The sequence below is a fragment of the Streptomyces sedi genome (genome assembly GCF_006335015.1).
Taxonomy (GTDB): domain Bacteria; phylum Actinomycetota; class Actinomycetes; order Streptomycetales; family Streptomycetaceae; genus Streptomyces; species Streptomyces sedi.
In genome coordinates this window covers 625,533-643,821 of record NZ_VDGT01000001.1, presented here as the reverse complement: position 1 = coordinate 643,821, position 18,289 = coordinate 625,533, and the positions used below count along the sequence as shown (strand labels likewise).

General features: G+C 73.7%; 11 protein-coding genes and 3 pseudogenes. 11 read left to right on the top strand and 3 right to left on the bottom strand.

Features of this window, described 5'->3' with window-relative positions:
* Nucleotides 1-359: 359 nt before the first annotated feature.
* The 6 genes and pseudogenes from FH715_RS29490 to FH715_RS02580 all read left to right on the top strand — a co-directional run.
* A pseudogene (locus FH715_RS29490) lies at nucleotides 360-992 on the top strand ((2Fe-2S)-binding protein); the annotation flags it as partial.
* Nucleotides 992-3,328 (top strand): xanthine dehydrogenase family protein molybdopterin-binding subunit, encoded by a 2,337-nt coding sequence (locus tag FH715_RS02600; protein ID WP_139640316.1) that lies wholly within the window; start codon nucleotides 992-994, stop codon nucleotides 3,326-3,328. The pseudogene FH715_RS29490 and the gene FH715_RS02600, both read left to right, overlap by 1 nt.
* A 68-nt stretch (nucleotides 3,329-3,396) precedes the next feature.
* Complete coding sequence (locus FH715_RS02595) at nucleotides 3,397-4,962, top strand: MFS transporter (RefSeq protein WP_139640315.1); 1,566 nt, start codon at nucleotides 3,397-3,399, stop codon at nucleotides 4,960-4,962.
* Nucleotides 4,963-5,259: 297 nt separating this feature from the next.
* Nucleotides 5,260-7,062, top strand: a complete 1,803-nt coding sequence (locus FH715_RS02590; protein WP_170184610.1) for a DEAD/DEAH box helicase — start codon at nucleotides 5,260-5,262, stop codon at nucleotides 7,060-7,062.
* 483 nt (nucleotides 7,063-7,545) lie between these two features.
* The gene (locus FH715_RS02585) at nucleotides 7,546-8,190 is read left to right on the top strand and encodes an IclR family transcriptional regulator (RefSeq protein WP_139640313.1); all 645 of its coding nucleotides are present in this window, start codon (nucleotides 7,546-7,548) and stop codon (nucleotides 8,188-8,190) included.
* Between the two features lie 57 nt (nucleotides 8,191-8,247).
* A complete protein-coding gene (locus tag FH715_RS02580) occupies nucleotides 8,248-9,084 on the top strand; it encodes a hypothetical protein (RefSeq protein ID WP_246108499.1) in 837 nt (278 codons plus the stop codon).
* 79 nt (nucleotides 9,085-9,163) lie between these two features.
* Here the strand turns inward: FH715_RS02580 and hppD are convergent, their stop codons facing one another.
* Entirely contained in the window at nucleotides 9,164-10,297 is a 1,134-nt protein-coding gene (gene hppD / locus FH715_RS02575; RefSeq protein WP_139640312.1) for a 4-hydroxyphenylpyruvate dioxygenase, read from the bottom strand.
* A 168-nt stretch (nucleotides 10,298-10,465) separates the two neighbouring features.
* Here hppD and FH715_RS02570 point away from each other — a divergent pair.
* Nucleotides 10,466-10,933: pseudogene (locus FH715_RS02570) on the top strand (Lrp/AsnC family transcriptional regulator); the annotation flags it as partial.
* Nucleotides 10,934-11,263: 330 nt separating this feature from the next.
* Here FH715_RS02570 and FH715_RS02565 read toward each other — a convergent pair.
* Nucleotides 11,264-11,677 (bottom strand): annotated as a pseudogene (locus tag FH715_RS02565) (SsgA family sporulation/cell division regulator); the annotation flags it as partial.
* 429 nt (nucleotides 11,678-12,106) lie between these two features.
* Here FH715_RS02565 and FH715_RS02560 point away from each other — a divergent pair.
* Together FH715_RS02560 and FH715_RS02555 are read left to right on the top strand one after the other, a co-directional pair.
* Nucleotides 12,107-13,840 (top strand): RDD family protein, encoded by a 1,734-nt coding sequence (locus FH715_RS02560; RefSeq protein WP_139640310.1) that lies wholly within the window; start codon nucleotides 12,107-12,109, stop codon nucleotides 13,838-13,840.
* A gap of 76 nt (nucleotides 13,841-13,916) precedes the next feature.
* A complete protein-coding gene (locus FH715_RS02555; protein WP_139640309.1) occupies nucleotides 13,917-14,567 on the top strand; it encodes an RDD family protein in 651 nt (216 codons plus the stop codon).
* A 21-nt stretch (nucleotides 14,568-14,588) separates the two neighbouring features.
* On the opposite strand, the gene FH715_RS28540 is transcribed toward FH715_RS02555, so the two are convergent.
* A complete protein-coding gene (locus FH715_RS28540) occupies nucleotides 14,589-14,960 on the bottom strand; it encodes a hypothetical protein (RefSeq protein WP_211367387.1) in 372 nt (123 codons plus the stop codon).
* Between the two features lie 415 nt (nucleotides 14,961-15,375).
* Between FH715_RS28540 and FH715_RS02545 the strand changes: the two genes are divergently transcribed.
* Entirely contained in the window at nucleotides 15,376-17,730 is a 2,355-nt protein-coding gene (locus tag FH715_RS02545; protein WP_211367385.1) for an immune inhibitor A domain-containing protein, read from the top strand.
* A gap of 183 nt (nucleotides 17,731-17,913) precedes the next feature.
* Nucleotides 17,914-18,234 (top strand): hypothetical protein, encoded by a 321-nt coding sequence (locus tag FH715_RS02540; protein ID WP_139640308.1) that lies wholly within the window; start codon nucleotides 17,914-17,916, stop codon nucleotides 18,232-18,234.
* Nucleotides 18,235-18,289: the final 55 nt, after the last annotated feature.

Sequence of the window (18,289 nt, the reverse complement as noted above, 5' to 3'; positions counted from 1 at the left end):
GCGAGGAGCCCGGGGCGCCGACGGGGCCGCCCGATCCCGGGGGGCCGCTCGACCCGACGGGGACGTTCGACCCGTCCGGGGCCTTCGACCCGGCGGAGTCCCGTTCCCCGGCGGCCGGTGCCATGGGGCAGGGGGCCGCCGCCGCGCTCGCCGGCTCGTTCGAGGGGCGCGCCGAGCGCCGCCCGCTCGGCGAGGGGCCGGAGGAGCGGGCGACGCACCAGGCCGAGCCGGACGCCTGGGCCGCCGAGGGGCCCGCGCCGGCGGCGCCGGCGCCCTGGCCCACGCCCTCCGGCGGGGAGCCGCATCCGGCCGATCCCGTGGACGCCGCGCCCGAGGCGCCGGCGCCGGCCGCGAGCAGCAGCGAACACCCCCGCGTCTCCTACGCGTTGCGGGTCAACGGCGTCGAACGCCACGTGACCGACGCGTGGATCGGCGAGTCCCTGCTCTATGTGCTGCGCGAGCGGCTGGGCCTGGCCGGCGCCAAGGACGGCTGCTCGCAGGGCGAGTGCGGGGCCTGCTCGGTGCAGGTCGACGGCCGGCTCGTCGCCGCCTGCCTGGTGCCGGCCGCCACCTCGGCCGGCAGCGAGATCCGCACCGTCGAGGGGCTCGGCTCCGACGGCGAACCGTCCGACGTGCAGCGGGCGTTGGCGGGCTGCGACGTGCAGTGCGGCTTCTGCCTGCCGGGCATGGCGATGACGGTGCACGACCTGCTGGAGGGCAACCACGCGCCCACCGAGCTGGAGACCAGGCGCGCGCTCTGCGGCAACCTCTGCCGCTGCGGCGGCTACCGGGGCGTGCTCAACGCGGTGGACCGGGTCATCACCGAGCGCGCCGCGCGCGTCGAGGAGGCGGCGGCCGAGAAGGAGGCACCGGCACGCGGCGCCGACCCGCCGGTCGGCGGCGAGGCCGTGGTGCCCCGCATTCCGCACCAGGCGGGCCCGCCGGCGACCGCCGGCGGCTATCCCCAGGCAGGACAGGCAGGAGGAGTGTGATGGCGCAGGCCCACGGTCCGGCCGACGCGGCCACCGCCGTCTCCCTGCCGACGGTCACCGGCAGCAGGCCGAAGCCGGCCCGTGCCACGCCGCACGGGCTCGGCACCTCGCTGCCGCCGGCCGAGGCGCGGAGCAAGGCCAGGGGCACCTTCCCCTACACCGCCGACCTGTGGGCCGAGGGCCTGCTGTGGGCGGCGGTGCTGCGTTCGCCCCACCCGCACGCCAGGATCAGGTCGATCGACACCACGGACGCCGCCGCCATGCCGGGGGTGCGCGCCGTGGTGACGCACGAGGACCTGGAGGGCGACGGGCTGCTGGGGCGGCGGGTCGCCGACCGGCCGGCGTTCGCCTCGGAGGTGGTGCGCTACCACGGCGAGCCCGTGGCGGCGATCGCCGCCGACCACCCGGAGACCGCGCGGCTGGCGGCGGCGGCGATCGCCGTCGAGTACGAGCCGCTCGACGCGGTCACCAACCCGCAACGCGCCTTCGAGGCCGAGCCGTTGCACCCGGACGGCAACGTGGTGCGGCACATCCCGCTGCGCCACGGCGACCCGAACGCCACCGGCGAGGTGGTGGTCGAGGGCTTCTACCGGATCGGCCGCCAGGACTCGGCGCCCATCGGCGCCGAGTCGGGGCTGGCCGTGCCCCGGCCGGACGGCGGCGTGGAGGTCTATGTCGCCGCCACCGACCCGCACACCGACCGGGACCGGCTGGCCGGCTGCCTGGGGCTGACGGCCGAGCAGGTCAAGCTCTACGTCACGGGCGTGCCCGGCTCGTTGGGGGACCGCGAGGACCAGTCGTTCCAGCTGCCGCTGGCGCTGCTGGCGATCCGCACCGGCTGCCCGGTGAAGCTGGCGGCCACCCGCGAGGAGTCGTTCCTCGGCCACGCGCACCGCCACCCGACGCTGCTGCGGTACTGGCACCACGCCGACCGCGAGGGGCGGCTGGTGAAGGTCGAGGCGCAGCTGGTGCTGGACGCCGGCGCCTACGCCGACGACTCGGCCGAGGCGCTGGCCGCCGCCGTCTCGTTCGCCGCCGGGCCGTACGTGGTGCCCAACGCGGTCGTCGACGGCTGGGCGGTGCGCACCAACAACCCGCCCGCCGGCTTTCTGCGCGGCGAGGGCGCGATGCAGGTGTGCGCGGCGCACGAGGGGCAGATGGACCGGCTGGCCGCCCAACTGGGCATGGACCCGGCGGAGTTGCGCGCCCGCAACGTGTTGGCCACCGGCGACTCGCTGCCCACGGGCCAGGCGGTCACCTGCCCCGCGCCGGTCGCCGAGCTGCTGGCGGCGGTGCGCGAGGCGCCGCTGCCCTCGCTGCCCAAGGACGGACCGATCGAGGACTGGCTGCTGCCCGGCGGCCCGGAAGGCGCGGGCGACCCGGCGGCCGTGCGGCGCGGCGTCGGCTACGCCCTGGGCATGGTGCACATGCTGGGCGCCGAGGGCACCGACGAGGTGTCGACGGCGACGGTCAGGGTCGAGGGCAGCACGGCCACCGTGCTCTGCGCGGCCGTGGAGACCGGGCAGGGCTTCGCGACCCTGGCGCGGCAGGTCGTGCAGGAGGTGCTGGGCATCGACGACGTGGTCGTCGCTCCCGTCGACACCGACCAGCCGCCGGCGGGGCCCGGGGGCCGCGGCCGGCACACCTGGGTCTCGGCAGGCGCGGTGGAACGGGCGGCGCGGATGGTGCGCACCCAGCTGCTCCAGCCGCTGGCGGCCAACTTCGGCATGTCCGCCGAGCTGCTGACCATCGAGGACGGCCGAATCACCTCCTACGACGGGGTGCTGTCCACGCCGGTCGTCGAGGCGTTGGAGGGCAAGGAGCTGTGGGCGACGGCCCAGTGCCGCCCGCACCCGACGGAGCCGCTGGACGCGAACGGGCAGGGCGACGCCTTCGTGGGGCTCGCGTTCGCCGCCGTGCGCGCGGTGGTGGACGTGGACGTGGAGCTGGGCTCGGTGCGGGTCGTCGAGATGGCGGTGGCGCAGGACGTGGGGCGGGTGCTCAACCCGCGCCAGCTGCGCACCAGGATCGAGGCCGGCGTCAACCAGGGCATCGGCGCCGCGCTCACCGAGCATCTGCGGGTGGTCAGGGGCGAGGTGCGCCACGCCGACCTGACCGGCTACCAGCTGGCGACGGCGCTGGACGCGCCCGAGGTGAAGGTCGTGGCCCTGGTGGAGGAGCGCGACGTGGTCGCGCCGTTCGGCGCCAAGGCGGCGGGCGCGCCGCCGCTGGTCGTCTCGCCGGCGGCGGTGGCGGCGGCGGTCAGGGCGGCCACCGGCCAGCCGGTGAACCGCCTCCCGATCAAGCCGCAGTTCGCGGTCGGCGTCACGGAGTGAGGATCGGGCTCCGGCCCTACGGCGAAAGTACATAGGCAGCGGGGCGGTTCGGTCCTTACCTTGGACCCATGAAGCCCACCGAGACCGCCGCGCGCGGTGCCGACCCCGAAGAGCCCGCGGGAGAGGGAACGACATCGGAACGGGGCGGTCCCGGCGGCCCCACCGCCCCCGCCCCCGACGGCCCCGCCGACCCGCCCGCCGAACCGGCGGGCGGCGTGCTGTCCGCCCCCTACCGGGCGTTGACGCTGGGCTGCGTGGCGACGGTGCTGCTGATCGCGTTCGAGGCGATGGCGGTCGGCACGGCGATGCCGGCGGCGGCCGACGCGCTGGACGGGGTGTCGCTCTACGCGTTCGCGTTCTCGGCGTTCTTCACCACCAGCCTGCTGGGCATGTCGGTCTCCGGGCAGTGGTGCGACCGGTCGGGGCCGCTGGCCCCGGTGCTGGCCGGGATAGGCACCTTCGCGCTGGGGCTGCTGCTGTCCGGGGTCGCCCAGTCGATGTGGGTCTTCGTCGCGGGCCGGGCGCTCCAGGGCGCCGGCGGCGGGCTGGTGATCGTGGCGCTGTACGTCACGGTGCGGTTGGCGTTCCCCGAACGGCTGCGGCCGGCGGCGCTGGCGGCGTTCTCCGCCTCCTGGGTGGTGCCCTCGATGGTGGGCCCGGTGATCGCCGGGACCATCACCGAACAGCTGGGCTGGCGCTGGGTGTTCCTCGGCATCACGGTGCTGGTGGTGCTGCCGCTGGTGGCGCTGGTGCCGGCGCTGCGGCGCGCGGCCTCGGGACCGCCGGAGGGCGCGAGCCGGACGCTGGACCGGAGGCGGCTGAAGCTGGCGGGCGCGGTCGCGGTGGGCGCCGGGCTGCTCCAGTACGGCGGGCAGGAGCTGCGGTGGGTCTCGCTGCTGCCGGTGGCCGTGGGCCTCGCGCTGCTGGCGCCCTCGGCGGCGCGGCTGCTGCCGGCCGGAACGTTCCGCCTCCGGCGCGGGCTGCCGTCGGTGATCGCGCTGCGCGGGGTGATGTCGGCGGCCTACCTGTCGACGCAGACCTTCCTCCCGCTGCTGCTGGTGACCCAGCGGGACCTCTCCTACACGCAGGCCGGCCTCTCGCTGGCCGCGTCCGGCGCGACCTGGGCCGCCGGCTCCTGGACGCAGTCCCGGGCGTGGGCCGAGCCGCACCGCTTCCGGCTGGTGCGCGGGGGAACGGTCGCGGTCACGGTGGGCGTGGGCACCACGCCGCTGGTGCTGCTGGACGCGGCGCCGGTCTGGCTCCCCGTGCTGACGCTGGCGGTCGGCGCGTTCGGGATGGGCCTGGTCGTCTCCACGGTCGGGGTGCTGGTGCTGCGCTTCTCCACCCCGAAGGAGGCGGGCGGCAACGTGGCCTCCCTCCAACTGTGCGACAGCCTCGCCAACGTGGTGATGCTCACCAGCGTCGGCTCGCTCTTCGCCGCCCTCGGCGGCGACGCGACGGCCGCGGCGGGGCACGCCTCGGAGTCCTCGACGACGGTGGACACGGCGGTCGGCCCCGGCGCGTTCGTCGCGGTCTACGCGGCGGCCTTCACGATGGCGCTGCTGAGCATCGTGGTCGGCGGCCGGCTGCGGGAACACGAGCCGGCCGGGGCCGGCTTTCGCGGCGCGACCTGACTCCTCACCTGGCCGGTGGGGGGTGGGTGGTCGTCCTCGCCTCGGTGTGTGGTTGCTCGCGCAGTTCCCCGCGCCCCTTCACCGGCGGTGGGCGGCTTGGGGGCGCGGGGAACTGCGCGGTGCATGGGTGGCGGGGGTGAGACGACTACGGCCCGCACCGGTCAGGTGGGTTGTCGTCCTCGCCCCGGTGTCCGGTTGCTCGCGCTCCCGTCGGAGGCACCCCGCGCGGGGGGTGCCGGAAGGGTTAGGCTGGCGCGGTTGTCGATCGTCCGTGTCGTCGAGACCGTTTCGGAGACCGTGAGTACCACCGCCTCGTCCGCATCGTCGGCTCACTCCTCGCACCTTTCACCGGCCTTCCCCGGGCGCGCGCCCTGGGGCACCGCCAGCAAGCTCCGTGCCTGGCAACAGGGTGCGATGGACGAGTATCTGCGGACCCAGCCACAGGACTTCCTCGCCGTCGCGACCCCCGGCGCCGGCAAGACCACCTTCGCGCTGACCCTCGCCTCCTGGCTGCTCCACCACCACGTGGTGCAGCAGGTCACCGTGGTCGCCCCGACCGAGCACCTGAAGACGCAGTGGGCCGAGGCCGCCGCGCGGATAGGCATCCGCATCGACCCGGAGTACAGCGCGGGGCCCGTCGGACGCGCCTACCAGGGCGTGGCCGTCACCTACGCCGGCGTCGGGGTCCGACCGATGCTGCACCGCAACCGCTGCGAGCAGCGCAAGACGCTGGTGATCCTCGACGAGATCCACCACGCGGGCGACTCCCGCTCCTGGGGCGAGGCGTGCCTGGAGGCGTTCGAACCGGCCACGCGGCGGCTGGCGTTGACCGGGACGCCGTTCCGTTCCGACACCAACCCGATCCCGTTCGTCGGCTATGCCGAGGGCAGGGACGGGGTGCGGCGTTCCGTCGCCGACTACACCTACGGCTACGGCAACGCGCTCGCCGACGGCGTCGTGCGGCCGGTGATCTTCCTCTCCTACAGCGGCAACATGCGCTGGCGGACCAAGGCGGGCGACGAGGTGGCCGCGCGGCTCGGGGAGCCGATGACCAAGGACGCCGTCTCTCAGGCGTGGCGCACCGCGCTCGACCCGAGGGGCGAGTGGATGCCGGCCGTGCTGCGCGCCGCCGACCGGCGGTTGAACGAGGTGCGGCGCTCCATACACGACGCCGGCGGCCTGGTGATCGCCAGCGACCAGGACTCGGCCCGCGCCTACGCGAAGCTGCTGCGGGAGATCACCGGCGAGAAGGCGACGCTGGTGCTCTCCGACGACGCGGGTGCCTCCGGCCGGATCGAGGAGTTCCGGCTCTCGGAAGACCGTTGGCTGGTCGCGGTGCGGATGGTCTCGGAGGGTGTGGACGTGCCCCGGCTGGCCGTCGGGGTCTACGCGACGACGATCTCGACCCCGTTGTTCTTCGCGCAGGCCGTGGGCCGCTTCGTGCGGTCCCGCCGGCGCGGGGAGACCGCGTCGGTCTTCCTGCCGACCATCCCGTCGCTGTTGGGCTTCGCGCACGAGCTGGAGCTGGAACGCGACCACGTGCTGGACAAGCCCAAGGGCAAGGAGGAGGAAGACCCGTACGCCGAGGAGGCCGCGCTGCTGGCGGAGGCCGAACGGGAACGGGACGAGCCGGGCGCGGAGGAACAACTCCCCTTCGAGGCGCTGGAGTCGGACGCGGTCTTCGACCGGGTGATGTACGACGGCGCGGAGTTCGGGATGCAGGCGCACCCGGGCAGCGAGGAGGAGCAGGACTACCTGGGCATTCCCGGGCTGCTCGAACCGGACCAGGTGCAGATGCTGCTCCAGAAGCGGCAGGCCCGGCAGATCGCGCACAGTCGCAAGAAGCCGGACGCGGAGGCGGACCTGGTCGAGCTGCCAGCCGACCGGCGGCCCGTGGTCTCCCACAAGGAGCTGATGGAGCTGCGGCGCGAGCTGAACTCGTTGGTGGGGGCGTACTCCCACCAGTCGGGCAAGCCGCACGGGGTGATCCACACGGAGCTGCGCCGGGTCTGCGGCGGCCCGCCGACGGCGGAGGCGACGCCGGGGCAGCTGGAGCAGCGGAAGCTCAAGGTGCGGGAGTGGGCCACGAGGATGCGTTGACGCTTGCACTGCGTGGCTTGGGCGGGTTGTCGTCTGCGGCCCGGTGTGTGGTTGCTCGCGCAGTTCCCCGCGCCCCTTCACCGGCGGTGGGCGGCTTTGGGGGCGCGGGGAACTGCGCGGTGCATTTGTGGCGGGCCGCGGTCGACCACGGTGCCGCACCGGCCAGGTGGGTTGTCGGCGTCAGCCCGGTGTGTGGTTGCTCGCGCAGTTCCCCGCGCCCCTGTCACGCCGGTGGGCGGCTTTGGGGGCGCGGGGAACTGCGCGGTGCATTCGTGGCGGGGGGCAGACGACCACGGTGCCGCGCCGGCGAGGCGGCCCAGCGATTGCTCGGATTCTGGACAGGGACTTCCGCTGAGCGGTAACGCTGGATACATTTCCGGGCACACGGATACCCCGGACGGCAGAGCCGCCCCCGGGACGTGCGGCCGGGCCGACCCGGGCACGCGGGCTCGCGATGGCGGGCTCACCTGAGAAGGGGGCGTCGTGACCACGGAGACCTCTCAGACGCTCGACCGAGGACTGCGGGTCCTCAAACTGCTCGCCGAGACCGACCACGGGCTGACCGTGACCGAGCTGTCGCGGCGGCTCGGCGTCAACCGGACGGTCGTCTACCGGCTGATCGCCACCCTGGAGCAGCACTCCCTGGTGCGCCGCGACGCCGGTGGTCGGGCCAGGGTCGGGATCGGGGTGCTCGGTCTCGGCCGGCAGGTGCACCCGCTGGTGCGGGACGCGGCGCTGCCCGCGTTGCGCGCGCTGGCCGAGGAGTTGGGCGCTACCGCGCATCTGACGGTGGTGGACGGCACGGACGCGTTGGCCATAGCGGTCGTCGAGCCGAGTTGGACGGACTACCACGTCGCCTACCGCACGGGTTTCCGGCATCCGCTGGAGCGCGGCGCGGCCGGGCGGGCGATACTGACCCGCCGCTGCAAGGACATCGACAACGAGGACGGTTTCGTCGCCACCCACGGCGAGTTGGAGGCCGGCGCCAGCGGGGCCGCGGCGCCGCTGCCGGCGGCGTGCGGGATCGAGGGCAGCGTCGGCGTGGTGATGCTGAGCGACACGGTGCCCCCCGAGGTGGGGCCGCGCGTGGTGCGGGCGGCCAGGGAGGTCGCGGAGGCGCTGCGCTGACGGCCGCGGTGGGCCTGCCGGTGGGGGCGGGGGCGGCGCTGCGTTAGATTCGCTGCCATGCCCGCAGCGCCGGCCGCATCGAAGGCCACCTCCGACTCAGCCGACTCCCCGTCGCCCGAGCGCCGCAGGCGCCGGGTGCTCGCCGGCTGCGGCGTGGCGTTCGCCGCGCTGCTGGGGGTCGCGGCGTTCGCCCCGTTGCCGTTCGCGGTCACCGAGCCGGGGATGACGGCCGACGTGCTGGGCGAGCACGACGGGGAGCCGGTGATCCGCGTCGAGGGCGCCGAGACCCGCCCCGTGGAGGGGGAGTTGCGGATGACCACGATCAACGCCACCTCGCCCGACGCGACCGTGCGGCTGAGCGACGTGGTCGGCGGCTATCTCGCCGACGACCGGGCGGTGCTGCCGAGGGAGTCCGTCTATCCGGTGGGCGACTCGACGGAGGAGATCAGGGAGCACAACGAGGAGCAAATGCGCGCCTCGCAGGACGCCGCGGTCGCGGCGGCGCTCGGGTTTCTGGGGCGCGACGACGTCGAGGTGGAGCTGAACCTCTCGGACGTCGGCGGCCCCAGCGCCGGCCTGCTGTTCTCGCTCGGGGTCGTGGCGCTGCTCGACGGCGACGGCTCGGGCGGCGACCTCACGGGCGGGCAGGTCGTCGCCGGCACCGGGACCATCGACGCGGACGGCACGGTCGGCGCCGTCGGCGGGGTGCCGTTGAAGACGCACGCGGCCAGGGACGACGGCGCGACGGTCTTCCTGGTGCCGCGCGACGAGTGCGAGGCGGCCGAGGGCAACGCGCCGGACGGGCTGCGGCTGGTCCCCGTCGACACGTTGGAGGACGCGGTGGCGAGCCTGCGCGCGCTGGCCGGCGACGGCGACTCGGTCCCCTCCTGCTGAACGCGCCGCGGGCCGCGCGGCGGAAAGGGAACCGCCCCCGCGAGTGCAGGTCGCGGGGGCGGTTGTGGGGGGTGTGGGGTTACAGATTCCCCCGTCGCGCCTGTTCACGCTCGATCGCCTCGAAGAGAGCTTTGAAGTTCCCTTTTCCGAATCCCATCGAACCGTGCCGTTCGATCAACTCGAAGAAGACCGTAGGCCGGTCCTGTACGGGCTTGGTGAAGATCTGCAACAGGTAGCCGTCCTCGTCCCGGTCGGCCAGCACCCGGTGCTCCCGCAGCGTCTCCACCGGCACCCGGGTCTCGCCGACCCAGGAGCCCAGCTCGTCGTAGTAGGAGTCGGGAACGCCCAGGAACTCCACGCCGGCCTCGCGCATGGCGGAGACGGTGGCGACGATGTCGTTGGTGGCGAGCGCGATGTGCTGGACGCCGGGGCCGCCGTAGAACTCCAGGTACTCGTCGATCTGCGACTTCTTGCGGCCGGGCGCCGGCTCGTTGATCGGGAACTTGACCTTGCGGGTTCCGTCGGCCACCACCTTGGACATCAGCGCCGAGTACTCGGTGGCGATGTCGTCGCCGACGAACTCCTTCATGTTGGTGAAGCCCATGACCCGCCGGTAGAACTCGACCCACTCGTTCATCCGGCCGAGTTCGACGTTGCCGACGCAATGGTCGACGGCCTGGAAGAAGCGGCGTTCGGGGCGGGCGACCAGCGGGGAGGCCGCGACGTAGCCGGGCAGGTAGGGGCCCTTGTAGTCGCGGCGTTCCACCAGCGTGTGGCGGGTCTCGCCGTAGGTGGCGACGGCGGCGACGACCACCGTCCCGTTCTCGTCGGACAGCTCCTCGGGCTCGCTGAGCGGCGAGGCGCCCTGGGCGGTCGCGTGTGCGAACGCGGCCCTGGCGTCCGGCACCTCGATCGCGAGGTCGACCACGCCGTCCCCGTGGTCGGCGACGTGCCGCACGAGCCGGTGGCCCTCCTCGCTCGTCGGCCTGACCACCGAGGTGAAGACGAACCGGGCGCCGCCCGACTCCAGGACGTAGGAGGCGAGTTCGGGGCTGCCGTGCTCCGGGCCCCGGTAGGCGACGAGGGTCATCCCGAACGCCGTGGAGTAGTAGTGCGCCGCCTGCTTGGCGTTGCCCACCGCGAAGACCACCGCGTCCATGCCCCGCACGGGGAACGGGTCGTCCCGGGTGTGTTCACTTCTCTGCGCAGTCATGTGCGCAGCGTGCGGCACCCCGACAGACTGTGCAATAGTTGTCGCTTTCGCTGGGCATGTTGTACAGCGCCATCCGGGGGATGCCGGTCGTTCAGGACAGGGTGTCCAGGGCTTCGGGGGCAGCGGTGTCCTCGGGGCGGGAGAGACGGAAGAGACGCGGGGGCGGAAGTGGCCATCGACACGTTGGACGCCCGGCTGATCGAGCTGCTGGCGCGCGAACCGCGCATCGGGGTGCTGGAGGCGAGCCGGAGGCTCGGGGTGGCGCGCGGCACCGCGCAGGCGCGGCTGGAGAAGCTGCGCGCGCGGGGCGTGATCCGGGGCTTCGGCCCCGAGATCGACCCGGCGGCCATCGGCTTCCCGGTCACCGCCTTCGTCACCCTGGAGATCACCCAGGGCGTCGGCGAGCAGCTCCGCGTCCATCTGCGCCGGGTCCCCGAGGTGCTCGAACTCCACACCATCACCGGCCAGGGCGACCTGCTGTGCCGGCTGGTCGCCCGCTCGAACGAGGACCTCCAGCGGGTGATCGACGAGGTGGTCTGCTTCCCCGGCATCGTCCGCTCGTCCACCGTGATCGCCCTGTCCAACCCGGTGCCGCTGCGGCTGATCCCGCTGGTGCGGCACGCGGCGGCCGGCTCAGCCGGCGGCCTCCCCGGCGCCGTCGGCCCCGGTGGCGTCGGGGTCGTCGGCCCGCTCGGGGAGGTCGACGCCGGGGTCGGCGAGGGGGGCGCCGTCGCCGGGCCGGCCGAGGCCGAAGAGCCCGACCAGGTCGGTGAGGTCGCTGAGCCGGGACAGGTCGGGCAGGCCGGGCGCCCGCAACGGCCCCTGCGCTAGCTCGTCCGCCGCCCGCTCGTGCCGTTCCTCCGGCTGCCGCGCGTGCCGCGCCGCGCCCTCCACGCCGGCGGCCGGCGCGGCGCCGCCGTCGCCGAACGGCGCCCCGCACTCGCCGCACCCGGTGAACGGCGCGGTCAGCAGCGCCGCCAACTCGCCGTCCAGGTCGTGCCCCCGCGCCTCGCCTCCCGGCGGCACCACCCGCAACGTCCGCTCCAGCCACGCCGCGAGCGAGTGCCCGGGGATCCGCAGCAGCGCGTCGCCGTCGGGGGAACGCAGCGACAGGCAGAGCGTGGTCGTCAACCGCTCGTCGTCCTCGGACGCCTCGGGCCACACCCGCACGTCGCCCTGACCGGCGGGCCGGAAGATGCCCTCCACCAGCAGCTCCCTGGCGAAGGTCCAGTGGACGGGGGAGTCGGAGCCGATGTGGAACGTGACGTGCACCGCGAACGGGTCGTCCGAGCGGTAGGTGAGCCGGGCGGGTACGGGGATGTTGCGGTCGCCGGCGAGGACCAGCCGGACGTCCAGCTCGCGTTCGATGATGGTCTGCATGTCAGGACCCCCCAGTTTCCAGGGTTCGAATCTCTTTTCCGATGCCTCGGGCCACCGAGAGCGCCGCGCGGCCTCGTCGCCGCGTGGGGAGAGAGCGGATCGGGCGCCGACTCTTACGCGGGTTCGGTGGAACTTCTCGGAATTTCTCCACCGGGTGTCCCCGGAACGGGCCCCGGCGGCCTCGGGGCCACCCGTCGAACGGGCCCCGGAGTGGCCGGAGTCGGGTGCTTTTGCCGGCCCTTGGGGTGCCTCGGTTCTCCGCGGGCCACGGCTGTTGGTTAGGGTCCGTGGTACGACAGACCGATGGGGGATACCGCCGCTCACCCGGCGACGTAGCATCGTATGCCTCAGAGAGTCTTCAGCGAGTCATCAGCGCATCAACAGCAGGACGCACGGACGAGTGCACGGACGAGGAGATTCGGCCCGCCTATGAGCCTCCCACCCGCAGGAAACGCCAGCGGCGGCCCGGGGCCCAACTGGTATCCGGATCCGTCCATTCCGGGATACATCCGGTACTGGGACGGCCAGACCTGGGTCGCCGGCAGCAGCCGGCCCGAGCCCCGGGACGGCGAGCCGCTGCCGACGCCGCCCGCCTCGGGCGCCGCCTCCGCCCCGCCGGCCGGAGCCGCTTCGGTGCCGGCGGCCAGGGACGAGGCCGGCGACAGGGCCGCGTTGCCCGTCCGTGAGAACCGCGCCGAGATCGCCGCCAGCCGCGACCAGCACGTGGGGCCGCGCCCCGACGAGGACGTCAGCACCTCGCCGGTGGCCGCGCCCGGGCGGGTCGACCCCAGGGGCCAGTTCCTGCGCACCCCGTCCGAGGGCTCCGAGCCGCCGCCGGCCGCGCAGCCGGCCCAGCGGCCGAAGGCGGAGCCGGAGGGGCCCAACGAGCAGACGTTCGGGCTGCGTTCGGCCGACCTGCCGCCGCAGCAGTCGGCACCGGCGGGGACGCCGCCCGCGGGCGGCCCGCCCGGGCTCGGCCTGCCGGGGACGCCGCCTGCGGCGGCCCCGCAGCAGGGCCAGGCCCCCGCCGCGCCGCCGCGGCAGCAGCCGCCGAGCCAGCAGCAGCCGCCCGCCTCGGGCGGCCCGGAGTCGGGACCGCCCGGGTTCGGCCTGCCGGGCGCGGCCAACGCGGCGCCCGCCGCCGACCCGCCGGCCGCCGCTCCGCAGCCGCCGCCCCAGCAGGGGGGCCAGCCGGGCGCCCAACCGGCTGCCCAGCCCGGGTACGGCTTCCCGCAGCAGGGCCAGCAGGGCCAGCAGGGCCAGCAGGGCCAGCCGCAGGGCGGCATCCCGGGGCCCGGCCAGGTCTTCCCGCCTCCGGCCGGCGGCGCCCCCGGCCAGCAGCCGGGCCAGCCCCCGGCCCAGCAGCCCCCCGCCGGCTACGGCTTCCCGCAGCCCGGCGGCCCCGGCCAGCCGCCGGGCCAGCCCGGCGCCCCCGGCCAGCCCGGCGCCGGCTACGGCTTCCCGCCGCCGGCCGGCGGCCAGCAGCCCGGTGGCTACGGCTACCCGCCGCAGCAGCCGGGCCAGCCCGGCGGCGGCTACGGCTACCCGCCCCAACAGGGCCAGCAGCAGGGGCAGTCGGCGTACCTCCAGTCCCACGAGGGCGCGCCGCTGACGATGATGGCGAAGTTCACCGAGCCGGAGCAGAAGTACCCGGCCGCGCCCGGCAAGCGGCTCTTCGCGCGGATCATCGACGCGATCCTGCCGCTGGGCGGCGCCGCCGCCCTCGCCGTGCCGCTGCTCGGCGACGCCAAGGACCACATCAGCGACCGGATCGACTCCATCGAGCGAGCCGGCGTCAACGAGACCGTCTGGCTGATCGACGGCACCACCGGTGGCTATCTCGCCATGGTGCTCGGGGTCTTCCTCGGCGTGGGTCTGCTCTTCGAGGTGCTGCCCGTCGCGCTGTGGGGCACCACGCTCGGCAAGGCGATGCTCGGCCTCAAGGTGCTGGACATGGAGCAGCAGGAGGCGCCCTCGTTCGGCAAGTCGCTCGTCCGATGGCTGGTCTACAACCTGCTCTCGGTAGTGCTGGTCGGCATCGTCAACATGATCCTCGCCGTCCGCGACCGACCCTGGCGCCAGGGCTGGCACGACAAGGCGGCGAAGACCTTCGTCGCGGGCAAGGGCCGACCGCCGGGTGACCCGGTCGGCGCACAGCCGTAGCCCGGACGCCCGGCCGTTACGCCCGTACGCCGCCTCCCGGATGCGGTGAGGCCGGGGCCGGGGTGGACTCGCTGGCATGAGCAGCGAGCAGCCCCAGCCAGGCCCCGGCGGCGAGCCGGGGCGCCCCCGCCCCTTCGATCAGGCCACCTCGAACGAGTCCGGGTTGCCGCCCGCGCCCCCGCCGCCCGCCTCCGGTGACACCACCGGGGTGCCGGGCGGCGGCGACCGTTACGGGAGCAGTCCCTACGGCGGGCCGAGCGGCGCCGCCGACCCGCTGGCCGGGATGCCCCCGCTGGCCGCGCGGTGGCGTCGGCTGGTGGCCCGCATCATCGACACCCTGGTCGTCGGCATCCCCGTCACGTTGCTTCTCTGGCCGTTCGCCGGCTCCTACGACTTCGACGACGGCGGAGGCAGCGGCGGCTCCTACGGGCGCCAGGCCGTGGTGCTGCTCGTCTACTTCGTCTACGAGGCGCTGATGCTCACCACCAGGGGGCAGACGCTCGGCAAGATGGCGATGAGGATCCGGGTGGCGATGCTCGCCGACGGTTCCCTGCCGCGCGGCCAGGCCGGCTGGCTGCGGGCAGGGGTCTACTCGCTGCCGCAGCTGCTGCCCTGCGTGGGCTTCATCTTCTGGCTGGTCAACGTGCTCTTCTGCACGTGGGACCAGCCCTACCGCCAGTGTCTGCACGACAAGGCGGCGCGGACCGTGGTGGTCTCCACGGCCTGAACGCGCCACCCGCGCCCGCGCTCAGACGCGGGCGTGGTCGCGCGTGTGGTCGCGGGCGCGGTCGTGGGTGTCGGCCGGTCGGCGCGTGGGCTCGGAGTGGGCGCCGGCCGAGGGGACTTCGGTCGACGCGGTCCCTTCGGCCGACGCTGCCCTCCCGGCGGAGGCGGCCGGTTCGCTCGCGGCCCCGGGGGCCGGCGCGGACGCGGGGGACGACGCGGCCTTCCCGCGCGTCCCGACGAGCAGCGCCACGACCGTCCCGGCGGCGAGCGCGCTCCCGGCGACGAGGAACGCGGCGGGTCCCGAGGCGCGGGGCGCGAGAAGAAGAAGGAGCAGGGTGAGGGAGACGACGGTGACCGAACCGTAGACGATCTGCACGGGGGTCGGATGCGGCATGGCGGGTTCCGTCCTCGGAGGGGGTGCTGTAGCCGTCGGGGGAGGAAGGGGGTGCCCTCTCTCGAACGACTCTACGAGCCCGGATGCCCGCCGGGCGAGTCGGTCAAGCACCGGACCGGCGACGTGACGGGAGCACAGGGGGGCGCACCGGTTCATCGGGCCGGGAGCAACGCGGCTGTGACGGCGCTCCGTTGAAAGGCGGCGGAACGAGGGGCCCCGCGGCTCGCGGGAAGACTCCTCCCGGGGCGTATCGGTTCGCACGTATCACCGAGGTGCGGCCCAAAAACGTTAGTAGGCGGAGGAGTTCGAATCAAGGTCTGTCTTTTTCTGTCTTACTCATGTCAAATGCGTCGGGTTAGAACCCCTTGAGAACACTGCGACAACACTGCGTGCGCAGGGGAGGACTGGCGAACAGGTGAAGCTAGGAAAGAGATCCACGAGATCCACGACCGCCGCCGTCGTGACGGCCGTCGCCGCGCTCGGAGCCGCGTCGTTGGTGCCCGCCGGCGCCGCGCACGCGCAGACGCCGCCGGCCGACGACACCGTCGGCACCCAGGACCAGCGGTTCAGCGCCGCCGAGCCCGAGTTGGAGAACCCGCTCGCCGAGAAGCGTGAGGCGCAGCGGCAGCAGGCGTACGAGCAGCTGATCGCGGGGGAGGCCGACGCCCAGACGCTGGCCGGTTCCGAGGTGGTCGAGCTGAGCGACGGCGAGTTCGTCGAGGTCGCCACCACCGGCACCGACAAGATCTTCACCGTGCTGGTGGAGTTCGGCGACGAGATCCACCCCGACTACGGCGGCACGCCGGGCCCGCGCGTCAACGAGATAGCGGAGCCCGACCGGGAGAACGACAACTCCACCATCTGGCAGGAGGACTTCGACCGGCAGTACTACGAGGACGTCTACTACTCGGAGGACCCCGAGGTACCGTCCGTCAAGCAGTACTTCGAGCAGCAGTCCTCCGGCCAGTACACGGTCGACGGCCTGGTCACCGACTGGGTCCGCGTCGACTACAACGAGGCCAGGTACGGCACCAACTCCTGCGGCGACAACGTCTGCGAGGAGGTCTGGAACGTCATCACCGACGGCGTCAACGCCTGGTACGACGACCAGATCGCGGCCGGCGTGAGCCCCGAGGAGATCGCCGAGACCCTCGCGCAGTACGACGTCCAGGACCGTTACGACTACGACGGCGACGGCGACTTCAACGAGCCGGACGGCTACCTCGACCACTTCCAGATCGTGCACGCCGGCGAGGACGAGTCCGCCGGCGGCGGCGCGCAGGGCGAGGACGCCATCTGGGCGCACCGCTGGTACGCCTACGGCGACCAGGCCGGCTTCACCGGCCCCGAGAACAACCCGGCCGGCGGCACCCAGATCGCCGACACCGGCCTGTGGGTCGGCGACTACACCATCCAGCCGGAGAACGGCGGAGTCGGCGTCTTCGCCCACGAGTTCGCCCACGACCTCGGTCTGCCCGACCTGTACGACACCGCGGGCGGCGAGAACGGCACCGCGTTCTGGTCGGCGATGTCCTCCGGCTCCTGGCTGAGCCGCGGCGAGGGCGCCATCGGCACCCTGCCCAACGACATGGGCTCCTGGGAGAAGCTGCAACTCGGCTGGCTCGACTACGAGGTGGCGCGCGCCGCGACCAACTCGGTCCACCGGCTCGGTCCTTCGAGCGAGGTCTACCCGCAGCGCGGCAGCACCCAGTCCGTCATCGTGGAGCTGCCGGAGAAGACCGTCACCCACGAGATCGCCGAGCCCGCCGAGGGCGAGGCGCAGTGGTGGAGCGGTTCGGGCGACGACCTGAACAACACGCTGATCCGCACGGTCGACCTCGCCGGCACCTCAACGGCCTCGCTGGACCTGACCGGTTGGTGGTCCATCGAGGAGGGCTACGACAACCTCTACGTCGAGGCGTCCCTCGACGGCTCCGTGTGGGCCCCGCTGGACGGCACCGTCGACGGTGAGCCGCTGCCCAGGGACAGCGCCGACCGCCCGGTGATCACCGGTGTCTCCGACGGCCACCGCGCCCTGGCCTTCCCGCTGGACGAGTACGCCGGCGGCACCGTGGACCTGCGGTTCCGCTACCAGACGGACGGCGCGCTGGCCGAGATCGGCTTCACCGCCGACGAGATCACCGTGACCGCCGACGGCGAGGTCGTCTTCAGCGACAACGCCGAGGAGGGCGAGGGCGACTGGGCGGCCGACGGCTTCTCCGTGGTCGGCGCCTCGATCACCGACGACTACCCGCAGTACTACATCGTGGAGAGCCGTCAGTACGTCGGCTACGACGACACCCTGGAGAGCGGCCCGTACAACTTCGGCTGGCTCACCGACCGTCCGGACTGGGTGGAGCACTACTCCTACGAGAACGGCATGTTGGTGTGGCTGTGGGACACCTCGCAGACCAACAACAACACCAGCCAGCACCCGGGCGAGGGCCTGATCCTGCCGGTCGACGCCAGGCCGACCGCCGAGACCTGGTCCGACGGCACCCTGATGCGCAACCGTTTCCAGGCCAGGGACGCCACGTTCGGCCGTTCCGACAGCGCCGAACTGACGGTCCACCAGGACGGCGTGCCCACCACCCTGCCGAGCCAGGACGGCGTGCGCGCGTTCGACGACCGCCAGGGTGAGTACTGGGACGAGTCCAACCCGGGCAACAGCGTGGTCGTCCCCGACACCAACACCCGGATCACGGTCCTCAGCGAGCCCCGCGACCCGGCCAAGCCGCTCGTCGTGAAGGTCTCGCCGAGCGGTCGCTGAGCCTGTCGCTGAGTGTCGTTGATCCGTCGCGATGCGTCGATATCTGACGGACGCTGATGTGACCAACTAGAAAACCGCAGGTCAGAGCATGTATCGGCCGCCGCCCCTCGACAGGGCGGCGGCCGATCGCGTAAGGATTGAGTAAGTCCATCTCGAAGGAGAACGAACCGGGAAAGGTGTTCCATGGCCGACGGAGGGTTTGTGCGACTGCCCGATGGCAGCGTCGTCGTCGCGCTCGCCGTGCCCAGGCCCGACGCGTCGGGCCGCACGGTGCGGGTGCTGGTACACGCGGCGAACCGCCCCAGGGCGCTGACCCGGCTGCGGAACCTCGGCCTGCGCGCGGTCTACCTCAGGGGGAACGCGGCGCCGCCCACCCCGGACGAGATCTCTGCGGTGCTGCACCACCCCGAGGGCGTGGTCTGGCGCTCGGCCCCCTGCGGCCTCACGGAGAGCTGGCACCCCATGACCGCCCTCTTCCGCTCGGCCCCCACGCTGGCCTCCTGACCGGGGGCGACAGCCCGTCCCGCGCGGCTGGACGCCGTCGTCGGGTGCGGGCCGT

Bases quoted from the DNA above. Each gene is read 5' to 3' on its own strand.
- FH715_RS02600 (WP_139640316.1), top strand. From the start codon at position 992: ATGGCGCAGGCCCACGGTCCGGCCGACGCGGCCACCGCCGTCTCCCTG.
- FH715_RS02595 (WP_139640315.1), top strand. From the start codon at position 3,397: ATGAAGCCCACCGAGACCGCCGCGCGCGGTGCCGACCCCGAAGAGCCC.
- FH715_RS02580 (WP_246108499.1), top strand. From the start codon at position 8,248: ATGCCCGCAGCGCCGGCCGCATCGAAGGCCACCTCCGACTCAGCCGAC.
- hppD (WP_139640312.1), bottom strand. From the start codon at position 10,297: ATGACTGCGCAGAGAAGTGAACACACCCGGGACGACCCGTTCCCCGTG.
- FH715_RS02560 (WP_139640310.1), top strand. From the start codon at position 12,107: ATGAGCCTCCCACCCGCAGGAAACGCCAGCGGCGGCCCGGGGCCCAAC.
- FH715_RS02555 (WP_139640309.1), top strand. From the start codon at position 13,917: ATGAGCAGCGAGCAGCCCCAGCCAGGCCCCGGCGGCGAGCCGGGGCGC.
- FH715_RS28540 (WP_211367387.1), bottom strand. From the start codon at position 14,960: ATGCCGCATCCGACCCCCGTGCAGATCGTCTACGGTTCGGTCACCGTC.
- FH715_RS02540 (WP_139640308.1), top strand. From the start codon at position 17,914: ATGGCCGACGGAGGGTTTGTGCGACTGCCCGATGGCAGCGTCGTCGTC.